The organism is Flavobacterium sp. LK-23 (assembly GCF_058135255.1).
This window is the reverse complement of record NZ_JBYUVT010000012.1, coordinates 69,031-87,658: the sequence shown is the minus strand read 5'-3', so window position 1 is coordinate 87,658 and position 18,628 is coordinate 69,031. Positions and strand designations below refer to the sequence as shown.

At 32.8% G+C, this 18,628-nt stretch carries 19 protein-coding genes; 10 read left to right on the top strand and 9 right to left on the bottom strand.

The window, feature by feature from the left end; translation table 11 throughout:
* Positions 1-925 precede the first annotated feature (925 nt).
* The 3 genes from AC3Y25_RS17120 to AC3Y25_RS17110 all read right to left on the bottom strand — a co-directional run bounded on the left by AC3Y25_RS17120 (position 926) and on the right by AC3Y25_RS17110 (position 2,493).
* Positions 926-1,570: a hypothetical protein gene (locus tag AC3Y25_RS17120; RefSeq protein ID WP_489903564.1), complete on the bottom strand. Its 645-nt coding sequence runs from the start codon at positions 1,568-1,570 to the stop codon at positions 926-928.
* Positions 1,571-1,606: 36 nt separating this feature from the next.
* Positions 1,607-1,990 carry a hypothetical protein gene (locus tag AC3Y25_RS17115; protein WP_095929341.1) on the bottom strand — a complete coding sequence of 128 codons (384 nt, stop codon included), beginning with the start codon at positions 1,988-1,990 and terminating at the stop codon, positions 1,607-1,609.
* Positions 1,991-2,076: 86 nt separating this feature from the next.
* The gene (locus AC3Y25_RS17110) at positions 2,077-2,493 is read right to left on the bottom strand and encodes a hypothetical protein (protein WP_250836118.1); all 417 of its coding nucleotides are present in this window, start codon (positions 2,491-2,493) and stop codon (positions 2,077-2,079) included.
* A gap of 145 nt (positions 2,494-2,638) precedes the next feature.
* On the opposite strand from AC3Y25_RS17110, the gene AC3Y25_RS17105 reads away from it, so the two are divergent.
* Entirely contained in the window at positions 2,639-3,868 is a 1,230-nt protein-coding gene (locus AC3Y25_RS17105) for a multidrug effflux MFS transporter (RefSeq protein WP_489903563.1), read from the top strand.
* 177 nt (positions 3,869-4,045) lie between these two features.
* On the opposite strand, the gene AC3Y25_RS17100 is transcribed toward AC3Y25_RS17105, so the two are convergent.
* The 4 genes from AC3Y25_RS17100 to AC3Y25_RS17085 form a co-directional block, all read right to left on the bottom strand.
* Positions 4,046-5,311: an NAD(P)/FAD-dependent oxidoreductase gene (locus tag AC3Y25_RS17100; RefSeq protein WP_489903562.1), complete on the bottom strand. Its 1,266-nt coding sequence runs from the start codon at positions 5,309-5,311 to the stop codon at positions 4,046-4,048.
* Positions 5,312-5,391: 80 nt separating this feature from the next.
* On the bottom strand, positions 5,392-6,726 hold the full coding sequence (locus AC3Y25_RS17095; RefSeq protein ID WP_489903561.1) for a DEAD/DEAH box helicase: 1,335 nt from the start codon (positions 6,724-6,726) through the stop codon (positions 5,392-5,394).
* Between the two features lie 177 nt (positions 6,727-6,903).
* On the bottom strand, positions 6,904-8,442 hold the full coding sequence (locus AC3Y25_RS17090) for a DEAD/DEAH box helicase (RefSeq protein ID WP_095929316.1): 1,539 nt from the start codon (positions 8,440-8,442) through the stop codon (positions 6,904-6,906).
* Between the two features lie 109 nt (positions 8,443-8,551).
* Positions 8,552-9,085 carry a DUF6155 family protein gene (locus AC3Y25_RS17085; RefSeq protein ID WP_489903560.1) on the bottom strand — a complete coding sequence of 178 codons (534 nt, stop codon included), beginning with the start codon at positions 9,083-9,085 and terminating at the stop codon, positions 8,552-8,554.
* 141 nt (positions 9,086-9,226) lie between these two features.
* Here AC3Y25_RS17085 and AC3Y25_RS17080 point away from each other — a divergent pair, with 141 nt between their 5' ends.
* Positions 9,227-9,520: a DUF3817 domain-containing protein gene (locus AC3Y25_RS17080; RefSeq protein ID WP_095929318.1), complete on the top strand. Its 294-nt coding sequence runs from the start codon at positions 9,227-9,229 to the stop codon at positions 9,518-9,520.
* Positions 9,513-10,760: a mechanosensitive ion channel family protein gene (locus AC3Y25_RS17075; RefSeq protein ID WP_379801367.1), complete on the top strand. Its 1,248-nt coding sequence runs from the start codon at positions 9,513-9,515 to the stop codon at positions 10,758-10,760. The genes AC3Y25_RS17080 and AC3Y25_RS17075 overlap by 8 nt, the downstream gene beginning before the upstream one ends.
* A 228-nt stretch (positions 10,761-10,988) precedes the next feature.
* On the opposite strand, the gene AC3Y25_RS17070 is transcribed toward AC3Y25_RS17075, so the two are convergent.
* Positions 10,989-11,408, bottom strand: coding sequence for a hypothetical protein (locus tag AC3Y25_RS17070; protein WP_489903559.1), 420 nt, complete (start codon positions 11,406-11,408; stop codon positions 10,989-10,991).
* A gap of 82 nt (positions 11,409-11,490) precedes the next feature.
* Between AC3Y25_RS17070 and AC3Y25_RS17065 the strand changes: the two genes are divergently transcribed.
* The 3 genes from AC3Y25_RS17065 (at position 11,491) to AC3Y25_RS17055 (ending at position 13,584) form a co-directional block, all read left to right on the top strand.
* Entirely contained in the window at positions 11,491-11,892 is a 402-nt protein-coding gene (locus AC3Y25_RS17065) for a glyoxalase (protein WP_379801366.1), read from the top strand.
* 9 nt (positions 11,893-11,901) lie between these two features.
* Entirely contained in the window at positions 11,902-12,480 is a 579-nt protein-coding gene (locus tag AC3Y25_RS17060) for a Crp/Fnr family transcriptional regulator (RefSeq protein WP_489903558.1), read from the top strand.
* Positions 12,481-12,612: 132 nt separating this feature from the next.
* Positions 12,613-13,584 carry a quinone oxidoreductase family protein gene (locus tag AC3Y25_RS17055; RefSeq protein ID WP_489903557.1) on the top strand — a complete coding sequence of 324 codons (972 nt, stop codon included), beginning with the start codon at positions 12,613-12,615 and terminating at the stop codon, positions 13,582-13,584.
* A 74-nt stretch (positions 13,585-13,658) separates the two neighbouring features.
* On the opposite strand, the gene AC3Y25_RS17050 is transcribed toward AC3Y25_RS17055, so the two are convergent.
* A complete protein-coding gene (locus AC3Y25_RS17050; RefSeq protein WP_489903556.1) occupies positions 13,659-15,635 on the bottom strand; it encodes an alpha-ketoacid dehydrogenase subunit alpha/beta in 1,977 nt (658 codons plus the stop codon).
* Positions 15,636-15,825: 190 nt separating this feature from the next.
* Between AC3Y25_RS17050 and AC3Y25_RS17045 the strand changes: the two genes are divergently transcribed.
* The 4 genes from AC3Y25_RS17045 to AC3Y25_RS17030 all read left to right on the top strand — a co-directional run bounded on the left by AC3Y25_RS17045 (position 15,826) and on the right by AC3Y25_RS17030 (position 18,623).
* Positions 15,826-16,776 (top strand): isopenicillin N synthase family dioxygenase, encoded by a 951-nt coding sequence (locus tag AC3Y25_RS17045; protein ID WP_489903555.1) that lies wholly within the window; start codon positions 15,826-15,828, stop codon positions 16,774-16,776.
* Positions 16,777-16,886: 110 nt separating this feature from the next.
* Positions 16,887-17,219, top strand: coding sequence for a translation initiation factor (locus AC3Y25_RS17040; RefSeq protein ID WP_057117964.1), 333 nt, complete (start codon positions 16,887-16,889; stop codon positions 17,217-17,219).
* Positions 17,220-17,298: 79 nt separating this feature from the next.
* Entirely contained in the window at positions 17,299-18,168 is an 870-nt protein-coding gene (locus AC3Y25_RS17035; protein WP_379801362.1) for a nucleoside phosphorylase, read from the top strand.
* A gap of 14 nt (positions 18,169-18,182) precedes the next feature.
* Positions 18,183-18,623: a DinB family protein gene (locus tag AC3Y25_RS17030; protein ID WP_489903554.1), complete on the top strand. Its 441-nt coding sequence runs from the start codon at positions 18,183-18,185 to the stop codon at positions 18,621-18,623.
* Positions 18,624-18,628 lie beyond the last annotated feature (5 nt).

Here is an 18,628-nt window from a genome sequence, read left to right as displayed (position 1 = left end):
AACTCTTACAATGAAAGTTCTTTAGTAGAAACTAATTATTTTAAAGAAATGTTAAAAGATAATGACAATAAGACTTGCAAAAACTTTTAGGTTTTGAAATTTTGAATATTTAGCATTGGCAAAAAGATGATTTATTCTGAGCAACAATAATTAACCGGATTGATAATACTGAGATATTTGAAATTATTTTACATCCAAAATCATATAGCGAATTTATGAACAATTGAATTTAAGAAAAATGTTTTGATTAGAAAATAAACTGGTAATCCAGCGCGCTAAATTTTTAATATTTAAGAATTTTTGAAAATAAAAATCATACAGCGTATTTATGAGCGATTTTAATTTAGAATACAAACTGTATAATCTAGCAATTCAAATTTTCAATATTTAAGAATTTTTGGAAAATAAAATCATACAACGCATTCTCAGAGATTTTAATTTTAGAAATAAAAAGTAAAACTCTCAAGCAAAATATAACTCTAGAAGCAAGGATGATAAATTTCCGCTAAATGAAAACATTTTAAACTAAAAGTTGTACAGCGTATTTGTAGGGCAGCTTTTAAAATATTCTATTTTACATAATATAAATTATAGGTCAAAATAAAATGGTTGAGATTGAGGCTCAGGGCTTTGTAAAATCAGACCGTTTAAATTCTTGTTCATATTTGTTACTTTTTTCTCTCACTGCTTTTATAAAGCCCTTTGCTTTTTTACGATAACTGACAAAAAGTGATTTAAAATTTATTCTAATGACTTTTCTTTTTTTGCTTTTATCCTTTTAATCATTTCACTGTGTGGGATAATTTTTCCATTTTTAATTTCGTCTTTAGCTTCTTGAATTTCTTTCAATAATTTTTCTAAAACATATCTGTTCTTTTATTCATTTTATTTTAAAATTTTATGTGTTTAACTAGATTCAAATCATTTAACCAATGCTTAGTTGGTCATCAACCGTTAATTGGAATAATACTTCACCATTCAAATCAACATTTTTATAATTTCCATCAGATTCAAATTCGACAAACTCTATTTTCATTGCTTGCCAATGTACTTGATTTTCGGCGCTTGCATGAACATTTATTTCGTTCGAAAATTCGCCTTTTTTATTGATTATTTGCGGATTCCAATCAGTTCTTACATCAAGTTTTTCAGCAATAAACTTTGAAGCCTCCATTGTACATTCCATAAAATCAATTTTACCATATGTATTATGCATTATTGCAATTCTATTTCTTAAAAATCTAACTGTTGCATCAGAATTTCTTTCAAACATTGTCGAAACATCTATAGTTGATCTTCTTCCTTGATTTCTCAAATTATTGGCTCCATGCTTAATTGAATCAGCCAAATCATGTAAGATTTCATAGGCTCTATTTTCTTGAGCTAAGTCATAAGGCCTAGCTTGTATTAATGCTTCAGGTAAATGCTTTATTGAGATTGTTAATGCATTTGCAGAAGTTATAAAGTCATTTATTGCAGGATTCATCGATAAAGGTGTTGAAAATTTCATATTAAGAATTTCCCAAGGCTTTATAACTTCAGATATAAATTTTATAGCTTCTTCTCTCATAGTTTAAAGATGATTAATTAATAACACAAAAGAATGTTATTCATACAATTTATTCAAAATCATATCTTTTGGTACAATATCACCTCCGCCATTTTTATTAAATTGCAATACTTCATCTTTTACAAATAAAACTGCGCTAGATGTAACTCCGTTTTTATCTTTCAATTTTATTTGAGCTTTATCGCCATGCGGATATACATGTCCGGAAACTTCCAAAATTCCTGAGTTTAATTCTTTATGATCGCTTGTAACTTCGGCGGTTCCAAAAATCTTATAATTGGATTGTGCAATCGTAATTGTAAAAATATACTCTTTCTTGCAGTCTTTACATTTTTGGTTTCCCCAAGTTCCTGAGAATTTATTTTGCTGTGAGAATGCTTGCAAGGAAATTAAAAATGCCAGGAAAAGAAATTTTTTCATTGTAATTTGTTTTATTAGAATCTGAACCAAATATAAATCAAAAAAGCATCACAAATTTGCGATGCTTTTTCTAAATCTTTTAAAATTTACAATTTTTTCAAATAAACCGATTTTCCGTTTAACGAAACATCAATTTGATTGTTTTTTTCGTTAAAAGTTGTTCGTAAAGCATTTCCGTTAAAAATAGTAACGTCGCCATACACATGACCCGCTTCACTAGAAGTATAATCAAATTTTACTTTTTTGTTTCCTGGTTCAATACCTAATTTGTAACTAGAAAATTTTGTTCCTCTTAAATCGAAATCTTGCTGCGAATCGATAATTTTTCCATCAGCGTAAAAATTGGTAACCGATTTACTTAATGTAATGTCTGGATAATATTGATTCACTTTTTTAAGAAGCTCGTACTGCTCAACGCTGGCTTCTTCTTGTTTTGACGTAATAGTTTGAGCAAATGAAATTGATGTAAATAAAACTGCTAATAACAAAAGGTACTTTTTCATACTTTCTTAATTTAAAGATTAATAGATAGTTACGCTCAATAATTTTCGCGATTACTTTAATTTATTGTTTTAAACTTCTTCAAGTTCTATAACAAGGTATGAAATCTTTACCTTTGCAAAAAATTATAAGCCCTTTTTTAATATAATGACAACAAAAAAATATATTCAGCTCATCCTCATATTAGGTTCTTTAACCGCTCTAGGTCCTTTTTCAATAGATATGTATCTGCCTGGTTTCTCAGGAATTGCGAAAGATTTAAATACTACTGTCGCTAAAGTTTCTATGAGTTTATCCAGTTATTTCATCGGAATTTCGGCTGGACAATTGCTTTATGGACCTTTATTAGACCGTTTTGGACGTAAAAAACCGTTATTTATTGGACTTTTGGTATATATTCTCGCTTCTTTAGGATGCATTTATGTTGCTGATATAGATTCATTTATATTGCTGCGCTTTATTCAGGCTATCGGAAGCTGTGCTGCCACAGTTGCTTCTGTAGCAATGGTTCGTGATTTATTTCCTGTAAAAGATATTCCAAAAGTGTTTTCACTTTTAATGTTGGTTGTTGGGCTTTCTCCAATGTTGGCACCAACTGTTGGCGGTTATGTTACAGAAGATTTAGGCTGGCACGCTGTATTTTTTATTTTGATGTTCATGGGAATTTTGATTTTGGCAGCTTCACAATTCGGACTTCCAGATACTTATAAACCAGATACTTCAATTTCTTTAAAACCAAAACCGATTATATCTAATTTTCTGTTAGTTTTAAAAGAGCCTCAATTTTATACTTATGCCTTTACTGGAGCAGTCGCATTTTCGGGATTGTTTTCTTATGTAGCGGCTTCGCCTCTAGTTTTTATGGATATTTATAAGGTTGACGCTAAAACGTACGGATGGATTTTTGCTCTAATGTCTGTTAGTTTTATTGGTTCTAGTCAGTTAAATTCTATGTTGCTAAAGCGATTTTCTAGCGAACAAATGATTTTTGGAGCTTTAATTTCGCAATCTGCTATTAGTATCGTATTCTTGATTTTGGCTTTAAATGATCTTTTAGGATTATACCAAACTATCGGAATGTTGTTCTTGTTTTTAGCCTGTTTAGGAATCTCAAATCCAAATACGGCTGGCTTAACGCTTGCTCCTTTTGCTAAAAATACCGGAAGTGCTTCTGCATTAATGGGCGCAATTCAGCTAGGAATTGGAGCTTTGGCCTCGTTTGCAGTTGGTGTTTTTGTAAAAAGTTCTGTAATACCTATGGTTGCCATTATGACCACTACAACTATTACGGCATTTATTATTTTAAATATCGGAAAACGATTTATAAAAGAAAAAGTTGAATTGTCAGATAGCGACGATATAATGATAGGACATTAAAAGTTTTAAATTCCAAAAAAAGAAATTCCAAATTCCAAAACTAAAACTTCAATAGTTTAAATATAAAAAGCCAAAATCAAAAGATTTTGGCTTTTCTATAAATTGGAATTTGGAATTTCAAAAATTTGGAATTTTTAAAATTTGGAATTTTTAAAATTTATTGGAATTTTACAAAACCTAATTTTGTGTCTTTTTATCTGGTCTAATAATCATTCTAAGCGATTGATCTTTTGCGAAATAAGCAACCATCCAATTCCAGAATGTATTTAATCTGTTTCTGTAAGTGATCAACGAAATTAAGTGTATAAACAACCAAATGATCCAAGCAAAGAAACCTTTAAAATGCCATTTTGGACTAGGTAAATCTACAACAGCTTTTGCTTTTCCTATAATAGCCATAGATCCTTTGTCTTTGTAGGCAAATGGTTTAAGAGGTTTATTGACTACCATGGCTTTGAAATTTTTAGCCAGATTTAAACCTTGCTGAATGGCAACCTGAGCAACTTGTGGATGTCCATCAGGGAAATTTTTATCTCCTGATGCAATTGCTGTATCACCAATTGCATAGATATTATCTACACCGTTTACTTTATTGTATTCGTCAGTTGCCATGCGTCGGCCACGTCCGTAACTTTCTTTCGGAATTCCTTCAAAGATTTTTGCAGAAACACCGGCAGCCCAAATTAAGTTTTTGGTTTTAATGGTTTCTCCATTTTCAAAAACTACTGTATCATCAACGTAATCAACAACTTTAGTGTTCAGTTTTACAACAACTCCAAGTTTTGTCAATGCCTCCAGAGTATCTTTTTGTGAATCTTTGCTCATTGGTGCCAAAAGTGCGTCTCCACCATCAACCAAATAAACATTGCTTGCAGAAGTATCCAATTCTGGATATTCTTTAAGGAGAATATTTTTTCTCATTTCAGCAAACATTCCAGAAACCTCCACTCCTGTTGGCCCCCCTCCCGCCACTACAATTGTAAGTAATTTACGTCTTTTTCGCATGTCCTTACATATGGCTGCTTTTTCAAGGTTTTTAAGCAATGTGTTACGCATTACGATGGCATCATTTAAGGTTTTCATCGGAATGGCATTTTTCATTACGTTTTCCATACCAAAATAACTCGTTTCTGCACCAGTGGCAAAAACAAGATAATCGTATTCAAGTTCTCCGTTGCTTAAAGTGATTTTCTTTTCGGCAGGAGAAACAGATAATAATTCGCCAAGACGAAAGCTTAGATTTTTTTTACCTGCAAAAAATTTTCTAAAAGGATAACTAATGCTCGAAGGTTCTAAAAACGCCGTAGCAACTTGATATATAAGTGGTGGGAAAAAGTTATAATTATTCTTGTCTACAAGTGTTACTTGTATTTGAGGCTGATTTACAAGTTCTTTTGCTAGGTTAATTCCTGCAAATCCCCCTCCAATAATGACTATTCTCATATATGTTGTATTAAGTAGGATTATAAAATAATTCCTTATAAATATACAACTTTAATATGCAATGACAATTGTCATATTTATTACTTTTTGAATTTTTTAACTGTTTTTTCAACTACATCGATTTTGTTCTGTAAGACATAACTTGCTATTAATTTCTCGATTAGTTCGTCTTTTGTCAAATGATGGAATACGGTTTTTACTCTCGTTTTCAAATCTTGCGAAAGCTCATGATTGGGCTTTGTTTTGAAGATTTGTTTTGCCCACAAAAGCATATTGTTTTCTTCAAGACTTGCTGCTGAAGGTTTTTTAAATTCAGAGAATTTAATTCCTAATTCTCTTTCAAAATCAGCAATTTCAAAAACTTCTTCTTGCTGTAAAACCGTCAAAGAAAGTCCTTTTGCTCCCGCCCTTGCTGTTCTTCCGCTTCGATGCACGTAGTTTTCGTAAGTGTCAGGCAAGTGATAATTAATTACATACGAGATTTCTTTTACATCGATTCCTCTCGCAGCCAAATCGGTTGCAACCAAAATATTGATATGCCCTTCACGAAACTGTTCCATAATTCGATCACGAATTCCCTGTGTCAAACTTCCGTGAAGTGCTCCCGAAGAAAATTTATTGATGGCCAGATTTTTAGCTAATTTATTAACAGCAGCTTTAGTTTTACAGAAAATAATTCCTCTTTCGCCGTCTCTAGAATTTAAGAAATGCATTAAGACCTCCAATTTTTCAATCGGATCTACTACAATATATTCGTGGTCTATTCCTTCATTTCCAACAGTTTCCATATTGGCACTTATCTGAACCACATTTTTGTTCAAATAATTCTGAATCAGCTGTTTTATGGTTCCGGGAAGTGTGGCAGAAAATAATAAAGTACGGTGCTTTTTAGGCAGTTCCGCAACAATTTCGTCTAAGCTTTCTTTAAGAATGGCCACCATTTCGTCGGCTTCATCCAAAACCAAATATTCGGTTTGTTTTAAATCGATTGCTTTACGCTGAATTAAATCGATTAAACGTCCTGGAGTTGCCACTACGATTTGAGCACCTTCTTTTAACCTTTCGATTTGTGGTTTTATTGGAGTTCCTCCGCAAATTGAAGCAATAGATATATTAGGAATATATTTTGAAAAACTTGCTAAGTTTCTAAAAATCTGCTGTCCCAGTTCTCTCGTTGGAACTAATATTACAGCTTGAACTATTGTTGATTCTGCATTTACCAATTGTAACAAAGGCAATCCAAAAGCAGCAGTTTTTCCGGTTCCTGTTTTTGCTAAACCAACAATATCATGGGTTTCGCTCAAAAATAACGGAATTGTTTTTTGTTGAATTTCTGTTGGTTCAACAATATTTAATTCGCTTAAAGCTTTTAAAATTGGAGCTGAAAGTCCTAATGTTGAGAATGGTTTAGACATTTTTTTTTAGTTTTTTTTGTTTCACGTTTCATGTTTCAAGTTACATAGAAACTTAATAAGTTGAAAGGAGAAATTACATTTACACTGAAATGCGATTTCTCCTTTTGTATTATAAATAATGTTTTAGATTCCAATAACTTGAAACATGAAACCTGAAACAATTAAACTTTTAAATTATCAATCCGGTTCGTTCATGATTTTCTCACGATATTTTTTTCCAATCAATAAAGTCAATCTTTGTTTGTAATCGTCAACCAGCCATTCGCGGTAGTTTTTACTACATTGGCTCAAACATTTAGAATAACGTTTGATACGGTCTTCGATATCATCTTCTAATTCTTTAGCTAGCATTTTTGCTTCCTGAAGTGTTTCTGTATTGTCTACACACATTCCGGCATGCTGATCTAAAGATTTGTCTAAAACCACTTTTGAGCGAAGATTTTGTTTGATGATTAATTTGTGTTCTTCATCAACATCAAAACTAACGTCTGCCGTTTTGCTAAATTTGGCACGCAATTCTGGTGGCATACTGTATTTAAAGAACATCTCGATTTCATGATCATCACGAAGATTCTCCAAATAAAACTCTGGCGATTTAAAAATATGCTGCCAATTTACAGGATCGCTCCATAAACCAAAACGAGCGGCGTTGTTTCCTAAATCGATAACTGTAAATTCATCTTTTCCAGGTAATTTACGAGAACCACGACCAATCATTTGGAAATATAGCGTCAATGATTTTGTTGCTCTATTCAAAATAATAGTTTCTACAGTTGGTTCGTCAAAACCAGTTGTCAAAATTCCGACAGAAGTCAAAATAGCATCTGGAGTCTTTTTAAACCATTGCAGAATGTCTTTACGCTCTTCAGAACTACTTGTGTTGTCTAAGTGACGAATATCGTAACCCGCTTCTCTAAACGTTTCATATACATATAATGAAGTATGAATACCGTTATTGAAAATTAATGTTTTCTTTCCTAAAGAACGTTCTGTATAGGCATGAAGCAGTTTTTCCTGCATCAAAGTATTCGTATACAAATCATCTGAAGATTTTACAGTATAATCTCCATTGATACCCACTTTTAGCGAAGTCAAACCAACATCATAGCTGTAAGTTGTAGCTTTTGCCAAGAAACCTTTTTCAATCAAAGAACCAATAGTATCACCCACAATAAGTTCGTTATAACTTTGGTGCATTGGTAATTTTATGTTCGAACTCAAAGGCGTTGCTGTTACTCCAAGAATAAAAGCATTTTTAAATGAGTTTAATAGTTTTCTAAATGAGTTGTAGTGTGCCTCATCAATAATAACCAAACCGATATTATCTAGATGAAGTTTTTCATCGTTAATACGGTTTTTTAAAGTTTCAACCATCGCCACGAAACAAGAAAAATCATTCTGATCGGGCAATTCTTTTACTTTACTATTGATTATTTTGTTTGTTACACCAAAACCAGTTAACATTTTTGAGGTTTGTTTACAAAGTTCGATTCGGTGCGTTAAAACCACCACTTTTTTATCATTATGAGATAAATAGCGGCGAACGATTTCAGAAAATATTACTGTTTTTCCTCCTCCTGTTGGAAGCTGATACAGTAAGTGGTGTTTTGGAGGAGCATTGTCTAAACGGTCAAAAATAGCGTCAATATCGCCTTTTTGGTATGCATACAGTTCTTTCTTCTCTTCTCTTTGTATTTCTAAAGTGTTTTGAGACATTGTTTATTTTTGGATTTTTGCAAAAATACATCGAAAAAACAGTTATTCATCTTCTTTTAACTTAAAATAAATGTTTTTTTTAAATAAAGATTTTTTATGAGAAAGGGTTTTAATAGTCGATTTTTTCCAAAATTGCCTCAAAATCGTACTTATTTTTCCATTTTTGCTCGGAAGTTTCGTTCTGAATTGCATTAATTCGCAATTTAAAATCGTTAAAAATTCCGTTTGAGACAACAAAATTTACCGCTTGCTCGAAAGAATTAAGGATGCTTTTGTAAAACAATTCCTGCTTAATGAAATTTTGCGAAGAAAACGTTTGTGCAATTTCGATATTGTAAAGCATAATATCTGCAACAATATAAGAATCTACTCCAAGCATCATAAAATGCTTAATTAATTTTTGAGCAACCGATCTTCGCATTTTAGCTTTTGGACGCCATTTTGCTCCAGGCTTTTTAATAGGGAAATATTCGTGCGAGATTTTGACTTTTGCATCCTGAAGCAATTTGTCTTCTTTTGGGTTGAAAACAAAGTCATAATACACTTTTACAGGAGTAAATTTCTCGTACAATTCTATCAATTGTTCTTCGAGTTGTTCTTTCGTTAATTCGCCTAAATATTTTTTTAAATCTCTTTTACTCATACAGTAAAGATAATTTCCAAATTCTTAAATTCCAAATTCGAATTTTAAGGCGATTGAACGTATTAAATTTTGAGTTTTTTAAATCCTAAAATCAATCCAGAATCCTTAATTTTGCTGGCATAAAACTTAAAAAATATATACATGCTCAAGATTTTCAAAATTACTGCCATTTTAGAGGGAATCTCTTATTTAGTATTATTTGCTAATATGTTGATTATCAAAAATAATAATCCTGAACTTTACCATACATTATTACGTCCGTTAGGAATGACACACGGTGTTCTATTTATCGGATATATTCTTTTAGCCTTTTTATTGAAAAAATCAATGAATTGGGACTTAAAAACATTTGCAATCATTCTAGTTGCTTCTCTTATTCCGTTTGGAACTTTTTACATCGAGAAAAAATATTTAGAAACTAAAGCAAATGCATAAGCTTTTGGAGAAAATATTTAATTTTTTATATCCTGTTTTTAGAGATTGGGGAATGAGCCGTAATGTTGCGTCTTATACCAGTCTGATCTTTAATATCGCTATTTTAATAGCATTGGCTTATGTAATTTATTACGCAGCCAAATTTCTTTTGGTCACTTTGACCGCTGTTTTTGCGCAACGTACCAAAACCAAGTTTGACGATTATTTAATCCAGAACAAAACAACAAGATATACCGCTTATTTAATTCCGTTTTTCTTTATATACAAAGCCGTTCCCGTTATTTTGGACAAATATGAATATTGGGAATCGATTTTCGGAAAAATTGTCGGTATCTATATTGTATTACTTGGATTGTGGATTGTTCGAACGGTTTTTAATTCGTTACGAGATTACTTAAAACAAAAGCCTGAATATAGCGACAAGCCAATTGACAGCTTTGTTCAGGTTATTATGATTGTGCTTTGGATTTTTGGGGTTGCCATGATCATTTCGACTTTATTCGGAATTAAGAAAGGCGAATTATTAACCATTTTAGGAACACTTTCGGCCATTATCATCTTAATTTTTAGAGATACAATTCTAGGATTTGTTTCGAGTGTTCAGGTTGCCATAAACGATATGGTTCGTATTGGCGACTGGATTACAATGGATAAATTTGGTGCCGATGGAGACGTAATCGAAATCAATCTAACAACGGTAAAAGTTCGAAATTTCGACAATACCATCACCACAATTCCAACGTATGCATTAAGTTCAGATTCGTTTCAGAACTGGCGCGGAATGCAGAAATCTGATGGAAGACGTATCAAGAGACATGTTTTAATAAAAAGCAGTACGATCCGTTTTTTGAATGATGAAGATTTGCATCAGCTAAAAAAAGTACAACTGATAACCTCTTATATAGATAGCCGTCAAGCGGAAATTGATAGATACAATGATCTTAGAGGAATTGATAAAACGCTTTCGCTAAATGGCCGAAACATGACCAATTTAGGTTTGTTTAGAAAATATATCATGCAATATTTAAATGATCATCCAGGATTGAACAAAAATATGCATATCATGTGCCGACAATTACAGTCAACTGCACATGGAGTTCCTTTAGAAATTTATGTGTTTTCTAGTGATAAACGTTGGGCCAATTACGAGTACATTATGGCTGATATTTTCGATCATGTTATGGCTTCGGTACGATATTTTGATCTTGAAATTTTTGAATTGCCTTCTACGTTGAGTTAGTTTTTGTTTCAGGTTTCAAGTTTCAAGTTGACTTAGATTGCGCATATTTAACCGCAAAGAGCGCAAAGGGTTACGCAAGGTTCGCAAAGTTTTTTGATAAAGCTTTGCGAACTTTGCATTTTTATTAAACTCCAATACAAAAAAAACTTTGCGTGCTTTGCGGTAAAACACACAATCCACTTCAACTTGAAACTTGAAACCTGAAACCTGAAACCTGAAACAAAAAAACTACTTCTCCTCTATCCTTTCAAACAGAAATTCAGGATTATGATACTCAATTGGAACTTCTGGGACGTAACACGGAAGATTAAAATAAGTTCCGATTACTCCTTTTCCTAGATAAAGCTTTTCGTCTTTCTTTAAAAGGGCCAATGGAACTCTTTTCCAAGCACCGCCAAACGAAATGTAATGATAATCACCTCGAAGCGTATCGCCTCTTAAATCTCCTCGTACATCGCCAGAATCTTTTCCGGTTCCGTAATGAATAATTTCATAGCGTCCGTAAAAACGTTTGTCATTTATATGGATATCCAAAACCGCTGTGTCTTTATTGTTTACAGCACGATATAATTGATGATTGTATTTTTCTTTATCTTCTTTAGAATTGCAAGAAGCTAGTAATAAGCAGAGAAACAGAAATAATCTCATAATTTATTTTTATAAAAACAAAAATAGGCTTTTACTATGGGATTATTTCTTTAACTTTAAATAAAACTAAAAAGAAAAAAACATGGAAGATAGAGACACTTTTTTAAAAGAATTCAGAGGCGAAACTTTAGGAACGGTAAGTGCTCAATCTTCAGCAGATGAGATCTTTCAAAACCAGACCATCAGGCCTATTTTAAAACTCCAAAACGACTTATTCATTGCCGTTTTCATCAATTATGTAAACAAAAACAAACCTGATTTCTATTCTTATTCAGTTGAAAAGAAACTACAGACCATCGAAAATTCTATTCAGAAAGACATAAAATTCAGAAACTCTTTAAAAGGAATTGTAATGGCGCTTTTTACTGTAGAGGAATACAATACATACATTCAAAACTCCTCTGATCTAAATAAACGAATGATGAATTTATTGATTGATAGATTGAAAAATCAGGTGCAATTGTTTGAAGTGGAATCAAATTAGAATCAAAAAATGTTCAACCAATTCCGAAACAAATTTCCTTTATCAGAAGAAAAATGGAACGAATACGTCGGTTATTTTAATCGTATTGAAGTTCCTGCGAAAACCACTCTTTTAGAAGAAGGCGAACTTTCCAAAAAACTTTATATCATCGAAAAAGGCTGTATTCGGGTTTGGTTTAACAATAACGGAAAAGATCTGACTACGCAATTCTTTTTTGAAAATCAGAGTGTTGCTTCTATCGAAAGTTTTATGAAGAAACTTCCGAGTCCGACAAATATAGAAACGATTGAGCCTTCAATTTTGTGGTGGATTCATAAAAATGATCTGGATAAAATTCTAGAAGAAATCAAAGAAATTCGAGAATTGAGAGATAGGCTCATTAGTATGCTTTTTGAGCGTACTTTTGATTATATGAAGTATTTTGTTTCATTTATAAAAGACTCGCCTGTAGAGCGATATATTAATTTAATTAAAGAAAGGCCTCAAATCATATTGCGTGTTCCGCAACATTATATCGCTTCTTATTTAGGCATAACAACTGTACATTTAAGCAGATTAAAAAGTAAATCAGTAAATAAAAATAATTGACATTTTAATATAAGTCAAAGTCAAACTTAAACTACCTTATATTACTTATATGGTTTAAGAAAAATTTGATAACAAATGTTATCGTCTGCCCGTAAACGGCTTCCTAATTTTGCTTCATAAAATTTAACAATTATGAAAGCAGCAGTAGTTTATACAAAAGGCGAATTGCCAAAATATGCAGAGTTTCCGGAACCAATTGCATCAAATGAAAACGAAATTTTGGTTTCGATAAAAGCCGTAGCCATTACAAATCTGGATAAAGGCATTGCAAGTGGAGATCATTATTCTTCGGAAAAAGAAAATCAAAACGGATTTATAGTTGGAAGTGACGGAATTGGAGTTCTAGAAAACGGAACAAGAGTTTATGCCCGCGGAATCTCAGGAACAATCGCCGAAAAAGCTTTAGTAGAGCAAAACCGAATGGTGGTTTTGCCAGACGGAATTGACGATGCAACAGCCGCATCAATGCCAAATGCAGTTGCAGGTTCGGCAATGGCGCTTCGTTTTAGAGCTGGAATAAAGCCTGGTGAAACCGTTTTAATAAATGGAGCAACTGGTTTTACAGGACAAATGGCAGTTCAAATTGCAAAACATTACGGAGCTAAGAATATTATTGTTACGGGAAGAAACGAAAAAGCCCTTAAAAATCTTTTAGAAATTGGTGCAGATCAAATTGTTTCCTTAAAACAAGAGGATGAATCTTTTGTTTCTCAGTTAAAAGAAATCCATAAAAATACTCCAATAGATATTGTAATAGATTATTTATGGGGACATTCGGCAGAACTTATTCTTTCTGTTTTAAAAGGAAATGGAAACTTTACACATAAAACGCGATATGTTTCTGTAGGCTCAATGTCTGGAGATACTATTCAATTATCTGCGCAGATTTTACGGAGCGTTGATCTTCAGTTATCCGGTTCAGGATTAGGAAGCTGGACAAAAGAAGAAGTCAAATTGTTGTTTTCTGAAATACTTCCTGAAATGTTTCTTTTGGCTTCAAAAAATATACTAAAAGTAAATATTGAAACGGTAAATCTAAACGATATTGAGAAAATGTGGAATGCAGAACTTTCTGATGGGAAACGCTTGGTAGTTCTTATTTAAAGCTTCTAAGGTTCTAAGTTGCTAAGATTCTAAGTTTTTTTCTTAGCGTCCTAGCAACTCAGCATCTCAGAGACTTAGTATCTTAGTAACTCAAGGAGAACTTCCTCAAATCTGTTTCTTGGTAAAAACTGATCTTCAAGTGCTTTTGTAAACGGAATTGGAGAATCTAAACTCGCTACACGTTTTACAGGGGCGTCAAGATATTCGAAGCAATTTTCCATAATTAAAGCCGAAATATCACTTGCGATTCCGCCAAACATAGTGTCTTCTTGGTAGATCATAGCTTTTCCTGTCTTTTTTACCGAAGTAAAAATGGTTTCAGTGTCTAAAGGCTGTAAAGTTCTTAAATCAATTAAATCGGCATCAATTTCTGGATGCTTTGCCAAAGTGTCTAAAGCCCAATGAACAGGTGCTCCAAATGAAATAATGGTAACAGAATTTCCTTCTTTAACCAACGCCGCTTTACCTAAAGGAATAGTGTAATAGTCTGTTGGAACATCTTGATAAATACTTCTGTATAATAATTTATGTTCGAAGAATAAAACTGGATTCGGATCATTAATAGAGGTGTTTAGAAGTCCTTTTGCATCATAAGGAAATGCAGGATAAACGACTTTTAAACCTGGAGTTTTAGTAAACCAAGCTTCATTGGTCTGCGAATGAAATGGTCCTGCCTGAGTTCCTCCGCCGCAAGGCATACGAACGACAACATCGGCATTTTCGCCCCAGCGATAATGAGATTTGGCCAATAAATTTACAATTGGATTAAATCCGGTTGAAACAAAATCTGCAAACTGCATTTCTACAATTGCTTTAAATCCGTTGATTGATAATCCCATTCCTGTCGAAACAATGGCACTTTCACAAATTGGCGTATTTCGTACTCTATCTTTTCCAAAAGCATCAACAAAACCATCTGTAATTTTAAAGGCTCCACCGTATTCGGCGATATCTTGCCCCATAATAACTAAGTTTTTATGACGCCACATAGATTGCTCCAAACTGTTTCGTATGGCATCTATAAAACGAATATTTGTAGAATCAGAGTTATGTGTATATTCTTCATATTGAAATGGTTTATAAACATCATCTAATTCTCCACTGTAAGTTGGTTCTATTTCAGGTTCTGCATTTGCCATCGCCCAATTTTCATCAATTTCTTTTTTTATATCAGCGTGAAATTGTTCGTCTTGTTCTGCCGTTAAAATTCCGTTATCCGTTAGATATTTTCTGTAATTGGTAACAGGATCTCTCAGTTCCCATTGATCCATTAAATCCTGAGGAACGTATTTTGTACCACTCGCCTCTTCGTGCCCGCGCATTCTGAACGTTTTAAATTCCAACAAAATAGGACGCGGATTTTCTTGCATTTCCTTTTTTAGCTGAGACAATTTATTATAAACTTCAACTATATTATTTCCGTCAATAATCCAGCTTTCAATTCCGTAGCCAATTCCTTTATCGGCAAGGTTTTCGCACGCATATTGTTCGTTTGTCGGAGTTGAAAGTCCGTAGCCATTATTTTCAATGATAAACATTACAGGCAATTTCCAAACGGCGGCAATATTTAAAGCTTCGTGAAAATCTCCTTCGCTTGTAGCGCCTTCTCCAGTAAAAACTGCTGTAATTTTTTTATTGTCTTGAAGTCTATTCGCAAGTGCGATTCCGTCAGCAATTCCTAACTGCGGACCCAAATGCGAAATCATTCCGATAATATTGTATTCTTGCGTTCCAAAGTGAAAACTTCTGTCTCTTCCTTTGGTAAAACCATTTGCTTTTCCTTGCCATTGCGAGAATAAACGATGAAGCGGGATTTCTCTTGTTGTAAAAACGCCAAGATTTCGGTGCATTGGAAGAATGTATTCGGACTGATCTAAAACGGCAGTTACTCCAACGGCAATGGCTTCTTGTCCTATTCCAGAAAACCATTTAGAGACTTTTCCTTGTCGTATCAGGATCAGCATCTTCTCCTCGATCAATCTTGGCTTTAATATCTTTTTATATAAATCTAATAACTCGGTGTTAGTAAGGTTTTGTCGGTAAAAAATCATGAAAATTTTTGTTTTTTAGTGTTTCAAATATAACAATTTGCGCCAATTTTATTGGATTATGCTATAAAATTTTAATAAGAAATCTGCTTTTAATGCCTGAGCTTAAGATTATTTTCTAAAATATTATCTACCTTTGTTAGCGAAAGGTGCTTATGACACCTTTTATCTTTTAAAATAAAAAATGTAAAGTATGCAAAACATTCCTAGTGTAGACTTACGTGATTTCCTTTCGGACGACCCGAAACGTAAACAAAAATTTGTAAATGAAATCGGCAGTGCATTTGAAAACATTGGCTTCGTTGCCTTAAAAGGTCATTTCCTTGATGATCAATTGGTAAACGAACTTTATGGTGAAATTAGAAATTTTTTCGCCTTGCCAATAGAGACTAAGCATAAATATGAAATTCCTGGAATCGGCGGACAAAGAGGTTATGTTTCTTTTGGAAAAGAACATGCTAAAGGACGCAAAGAAGGAGATTTAAAAGAGTTTTGGCATTTTGGTCAATACGTTGACAAAGATTCAAGATGGGCTTCAGAATACCCAGACAATGTTGAAGTTACCGAATTACCACGTTTTAATGTAGTGGGTAAAGAAGCGTACCAAAAACTAGAAAAAACTGGGGTTTATGTTTTAAGAGCTTTGGCTTTACATTTAGGTTTAGATGAGTTTTATTTTGATAATTATGCAAAAGAAGGAAACTCAATCTTAAGACCCATCCATTACCCACCTATTACTTCTGAGCCAGAAAACGCAATTCGTGCAGCAGCTCATGGTGATATTAACTTGATTACCTTATTAATGGGAGCTCAAGGTAAAGGATTGCAAGTTCAGAACCACAATGGCGATTGGATTGATGCTATTGCTGAAGATGACGAATTGGTGATCAATGTTGGAGATATGTTATCTAGACATACCAACAACAAATTAAAATCTACAATTCATCAAGTTGTAAATCCGCCAAGAGAATTGTGGGGAACTTCACGTTATTCGATTCCATTTTTCATGCATCCAGTAAGCGATATGCGTTTGGATTGCCTTGAAAATTGTATTGATGCAGAAAACCCGAAGAAATATGAAGATATTTCTGCCGGAGAGTTCTTATACGAACGTTTAGTAGAATTAGGTTTAATTAAAAAATAAACTTACATAAATTTTAAATTAAAAATTCCAAATTCCAAGTTTTTCTTGGGGTTTGGAATTTAATTTTTAAATATCTTTATGCTTGAAATTTATTTTTAGAATAAAAAAATATGGACTTTAAAGATCAATTAAAAAACTTATTTCCAGATCACGTAGAATCGAATGAACCTGAGCAAGTTGAAGAACAGGAACACGTTCTTTATGTTCAGAAAGAACCAATGATTTGTAAATTTGAAAAAAGAAAAGGAAAACCAACTACTATAATTGAAGGTTATGAAGGCTCTGATGAAGATTTTAAAATCTTAGCCAAAGAAATTAAAACCAAATTGAGCGTTGGAGGAACTTTTAAAGACGATTCGATTATAATTCAAGGCGATTATAGAGACAAAATTATGGCAATCCTAAAAGAAAAAGGATTCAAAACCAAACGTGTAGGAGGCTAATGATTTTAGATTTTAGAATATAGATTTTAGATTAAAAACTCAGAACCTTAGCATCTTAGAAACTTAGCAACTTAAAAAAATGATTCAATCATCAGAATTAATACTAAATCCTGACGGAAGCGTTTACCACTTAAACCTTCGTCCTGAACATATAGCACACGACATTATATTTGTTGGTGACCAAAATAGAGTAGAAAAAATCACTCAATTTTTCGATTCGATCGAACATTCTGCTCAAAAAAGAGAATTTAAAACCCAAACCGGTATTTATAAAGGTAAAAGAATTTCGGTAGTTTCTACAGGAATCGGCCCTGATAATATTGATATTGTGCTAAACGAATTGGATGCGTTAGTAAATATTGATTTAAAAACGCGTCAGCCAAAAGAAAAATTGACTTCTTTAAACATTATCAGAATTGGAACTTCGGGTTCTTTGCAGGAAGATATTCCAGTTGATAGCTTTGTGATGTCAAAATTCGGATTGGGATTAGACAATATGCTTCGCTCCTACTTAATTGACGACGTTTCGATTACAGAAATTGAAGATGCATTTGTAGAACATACAAACTGGGATCCAAAAAAAGGAAAACCTTACGTAACGCAGTGTTCTGAAAAATTAGAAAAACTAATAGAATCAGATAAAATTTTTAAAGGAATTACGGCAACAGCTGGAGGATTTTACGGTCCTCAAGGAAGAGTTTTACGTTTGAATATTCAAGATGAAGAATTGAATAACAAAATGGATAATTTTAGTTTTAATGAAACTAAAATCACTAATTTAGAAATGGAAACTGCGGCAATCTACGGGCTTTCGGCTCTGTTAGGTCACAATGCTTTATCGCTGAATGCTATTATTGCAAATCGTGCTAGCGGAACTTTTAGTGAAGATCCGTATAAAGCAGTAGATGAGCTTATTGCATATACATTAAATAAATTGGCAGGAAACTAATTAATTAGAACTTGATGGAAAGTGTTATTCTCAAATTTGAGCAGTTATTGAATGAGAATGTAAATTATATTCCAACAATACAGAATGAAATTTTAGACGCAAAAAATCCTGGCAAATGGTCTAAGAAAGAGGTTTTAGGTCATTTGATAGATTCTGCAATCCATAATCTGGTACGTTTTACAGAGATTAATTATTCGGAAAAACCATATCGTCACAGACCGTACAATCAGATCGATTTAGTAAATTTAAATCAGTATAAGAAAACAGATATTAAGGACCTGACTCAGTTGTGGTTTTCAATAAACAATCAGATTGTTAGAATCATGAAATCTGTAGACAAAAATGCTTTAGATTATAAAATTATTTTAAGCGATGAATCTGTAATTGATTTAAGGTTTTTAATGACCGATTATGTAGAACATTTGGAACATCATATTAATCAAATAAAATCATAGAATTT

Coding starts and splice junctions, on each gene's coding strand:
- AC3Y25_RS17070 (WP_489903559.1), bottom strand. CDS start 11,408: ATGAGATTATTTCTGTTTCTCTGCTTATTACTAGCTTCTTGCAATTCT.
- AC3Y25_RS17080 (WP_095929318.1), top strand. CDS start 9,227: ATGCTCAAGATTTTCAAAATTACTGCCATTTTAGAGGGAATCTCTTAT.
- AC3Y25_RS17045 (WP_489903555.1), top strand. CDS start 15,826: ATGCAAAACATTCCTAGTGTAGACTTACGTGATTTCCTTTCGGACGAC.
- AC3Y25_RS17115 (WP_095929341.1), bottom strand. CDS start 1,990: ATGAAAAAATTTCTTTTCCTGGCATTTTTAATTTCCTTGCAAGCATTC.
- AC3Y25_RS17075 (WP_379801367.1), top strand. CDS start 9,513: ATGCATAAGCTTTTGGAGAAAATATTTAATTTTTTATATCCTGTTTTT.
- AC3Y25_RS17110 (WP_250836118.1), bottom strand. CDS start 2,493: ATGAAAAAGTACCTTTTGTTATTAGCAGTTTTATTTACATCAATTTCA.
- AC3Y25_RS17090 (WP_095929316.1), bottom strand. CDS start 8,442: ATGTCTCAAAACACTTTAGAAATACAAAGAGAAGAGAAGAAAGAACTG.
- AC3Y25_RS17120 (WP_489903564.1), bottom strand. CDS start 1,570: ATGAGAGAAGAAGCTATAAAATTTATATCTGAAGTTATAAAGCCTTGG.
- AC3Y25_RS17040 (WP_057117964.1), top strand. CDS start 16,887: ATGGACTTTAAAGATCAATTAAAAAACTTATTTCCAGATCACGTAGAA.
- AC3Y25_RS17060 (WP_489903558.1), top strand. CDS start 11,902: ATGTTCAACCAATTCCGAAACAAATTTCCTTTATCAGAAGAAAAATGG.
- AC3Y25_RS17105 (WP_489903563.1), top strand. CDS start 2,639: ATGACAACAAAAAAATATATTCAGCTCATCCTCATATTAGGTTCTTTA.
- AC3Y25_RS17100 (WP_489903562.1), bottom strand. CDS start 5,311: ATGAGAATAGTCATTATTGGAGGGGGATTTGCAGGAATTAACCTAGCA.
- AC3Y25_RS17035 (WP_379801362.1), top strand. CDS start 17,299: ATGATTCAATCATCAGAATTAATACTAAATCCTGACGGAAGCGTTTAC.
- AC3Y25_RS17030 (WP_489903554.1), top strand. CDS start 18,183: ATGGAAAGTGTTATTCTCAAATTTGAGCAGTTATTGAATGAGAATGTA.
- AC3Y25_RS17050 (WP_489903556.1), bottom strand. CDS start 15,635: ATGATTTTTTACCGACAAAACCTTACTAACACCGAGTTATTAGATTTA.
- AC3Y25_RS17065 (WP_379801366.1), top strand. CDS start 11,491: ATGGAAGATAGAGACACTTTTTTAAAAGAATTCAGAGGCGAAACTTTA.
- AC3Y25_RS17085 (WP_489903560.1), bottom strand. CDS start 9,085: ATGAGTAAAAGAGATTTAAAAAAATATTTAGGCGAATTAACGAAAGAA.
- AC3Y25_RS17055 (WP_489903557.1), top strand. CDS start 12,613: ATGAAAGCAGCAGTAGTTTATACAAAAGGCGAATTGCCAAAATATGCA.
- AC3Y25_RS17095 (WP_489903561.1), bottom strand. CDS start 6,726: ATGTCTAAACCATTCTCAACATTAGGACTTTCAGCTCCAATTTTAAAA.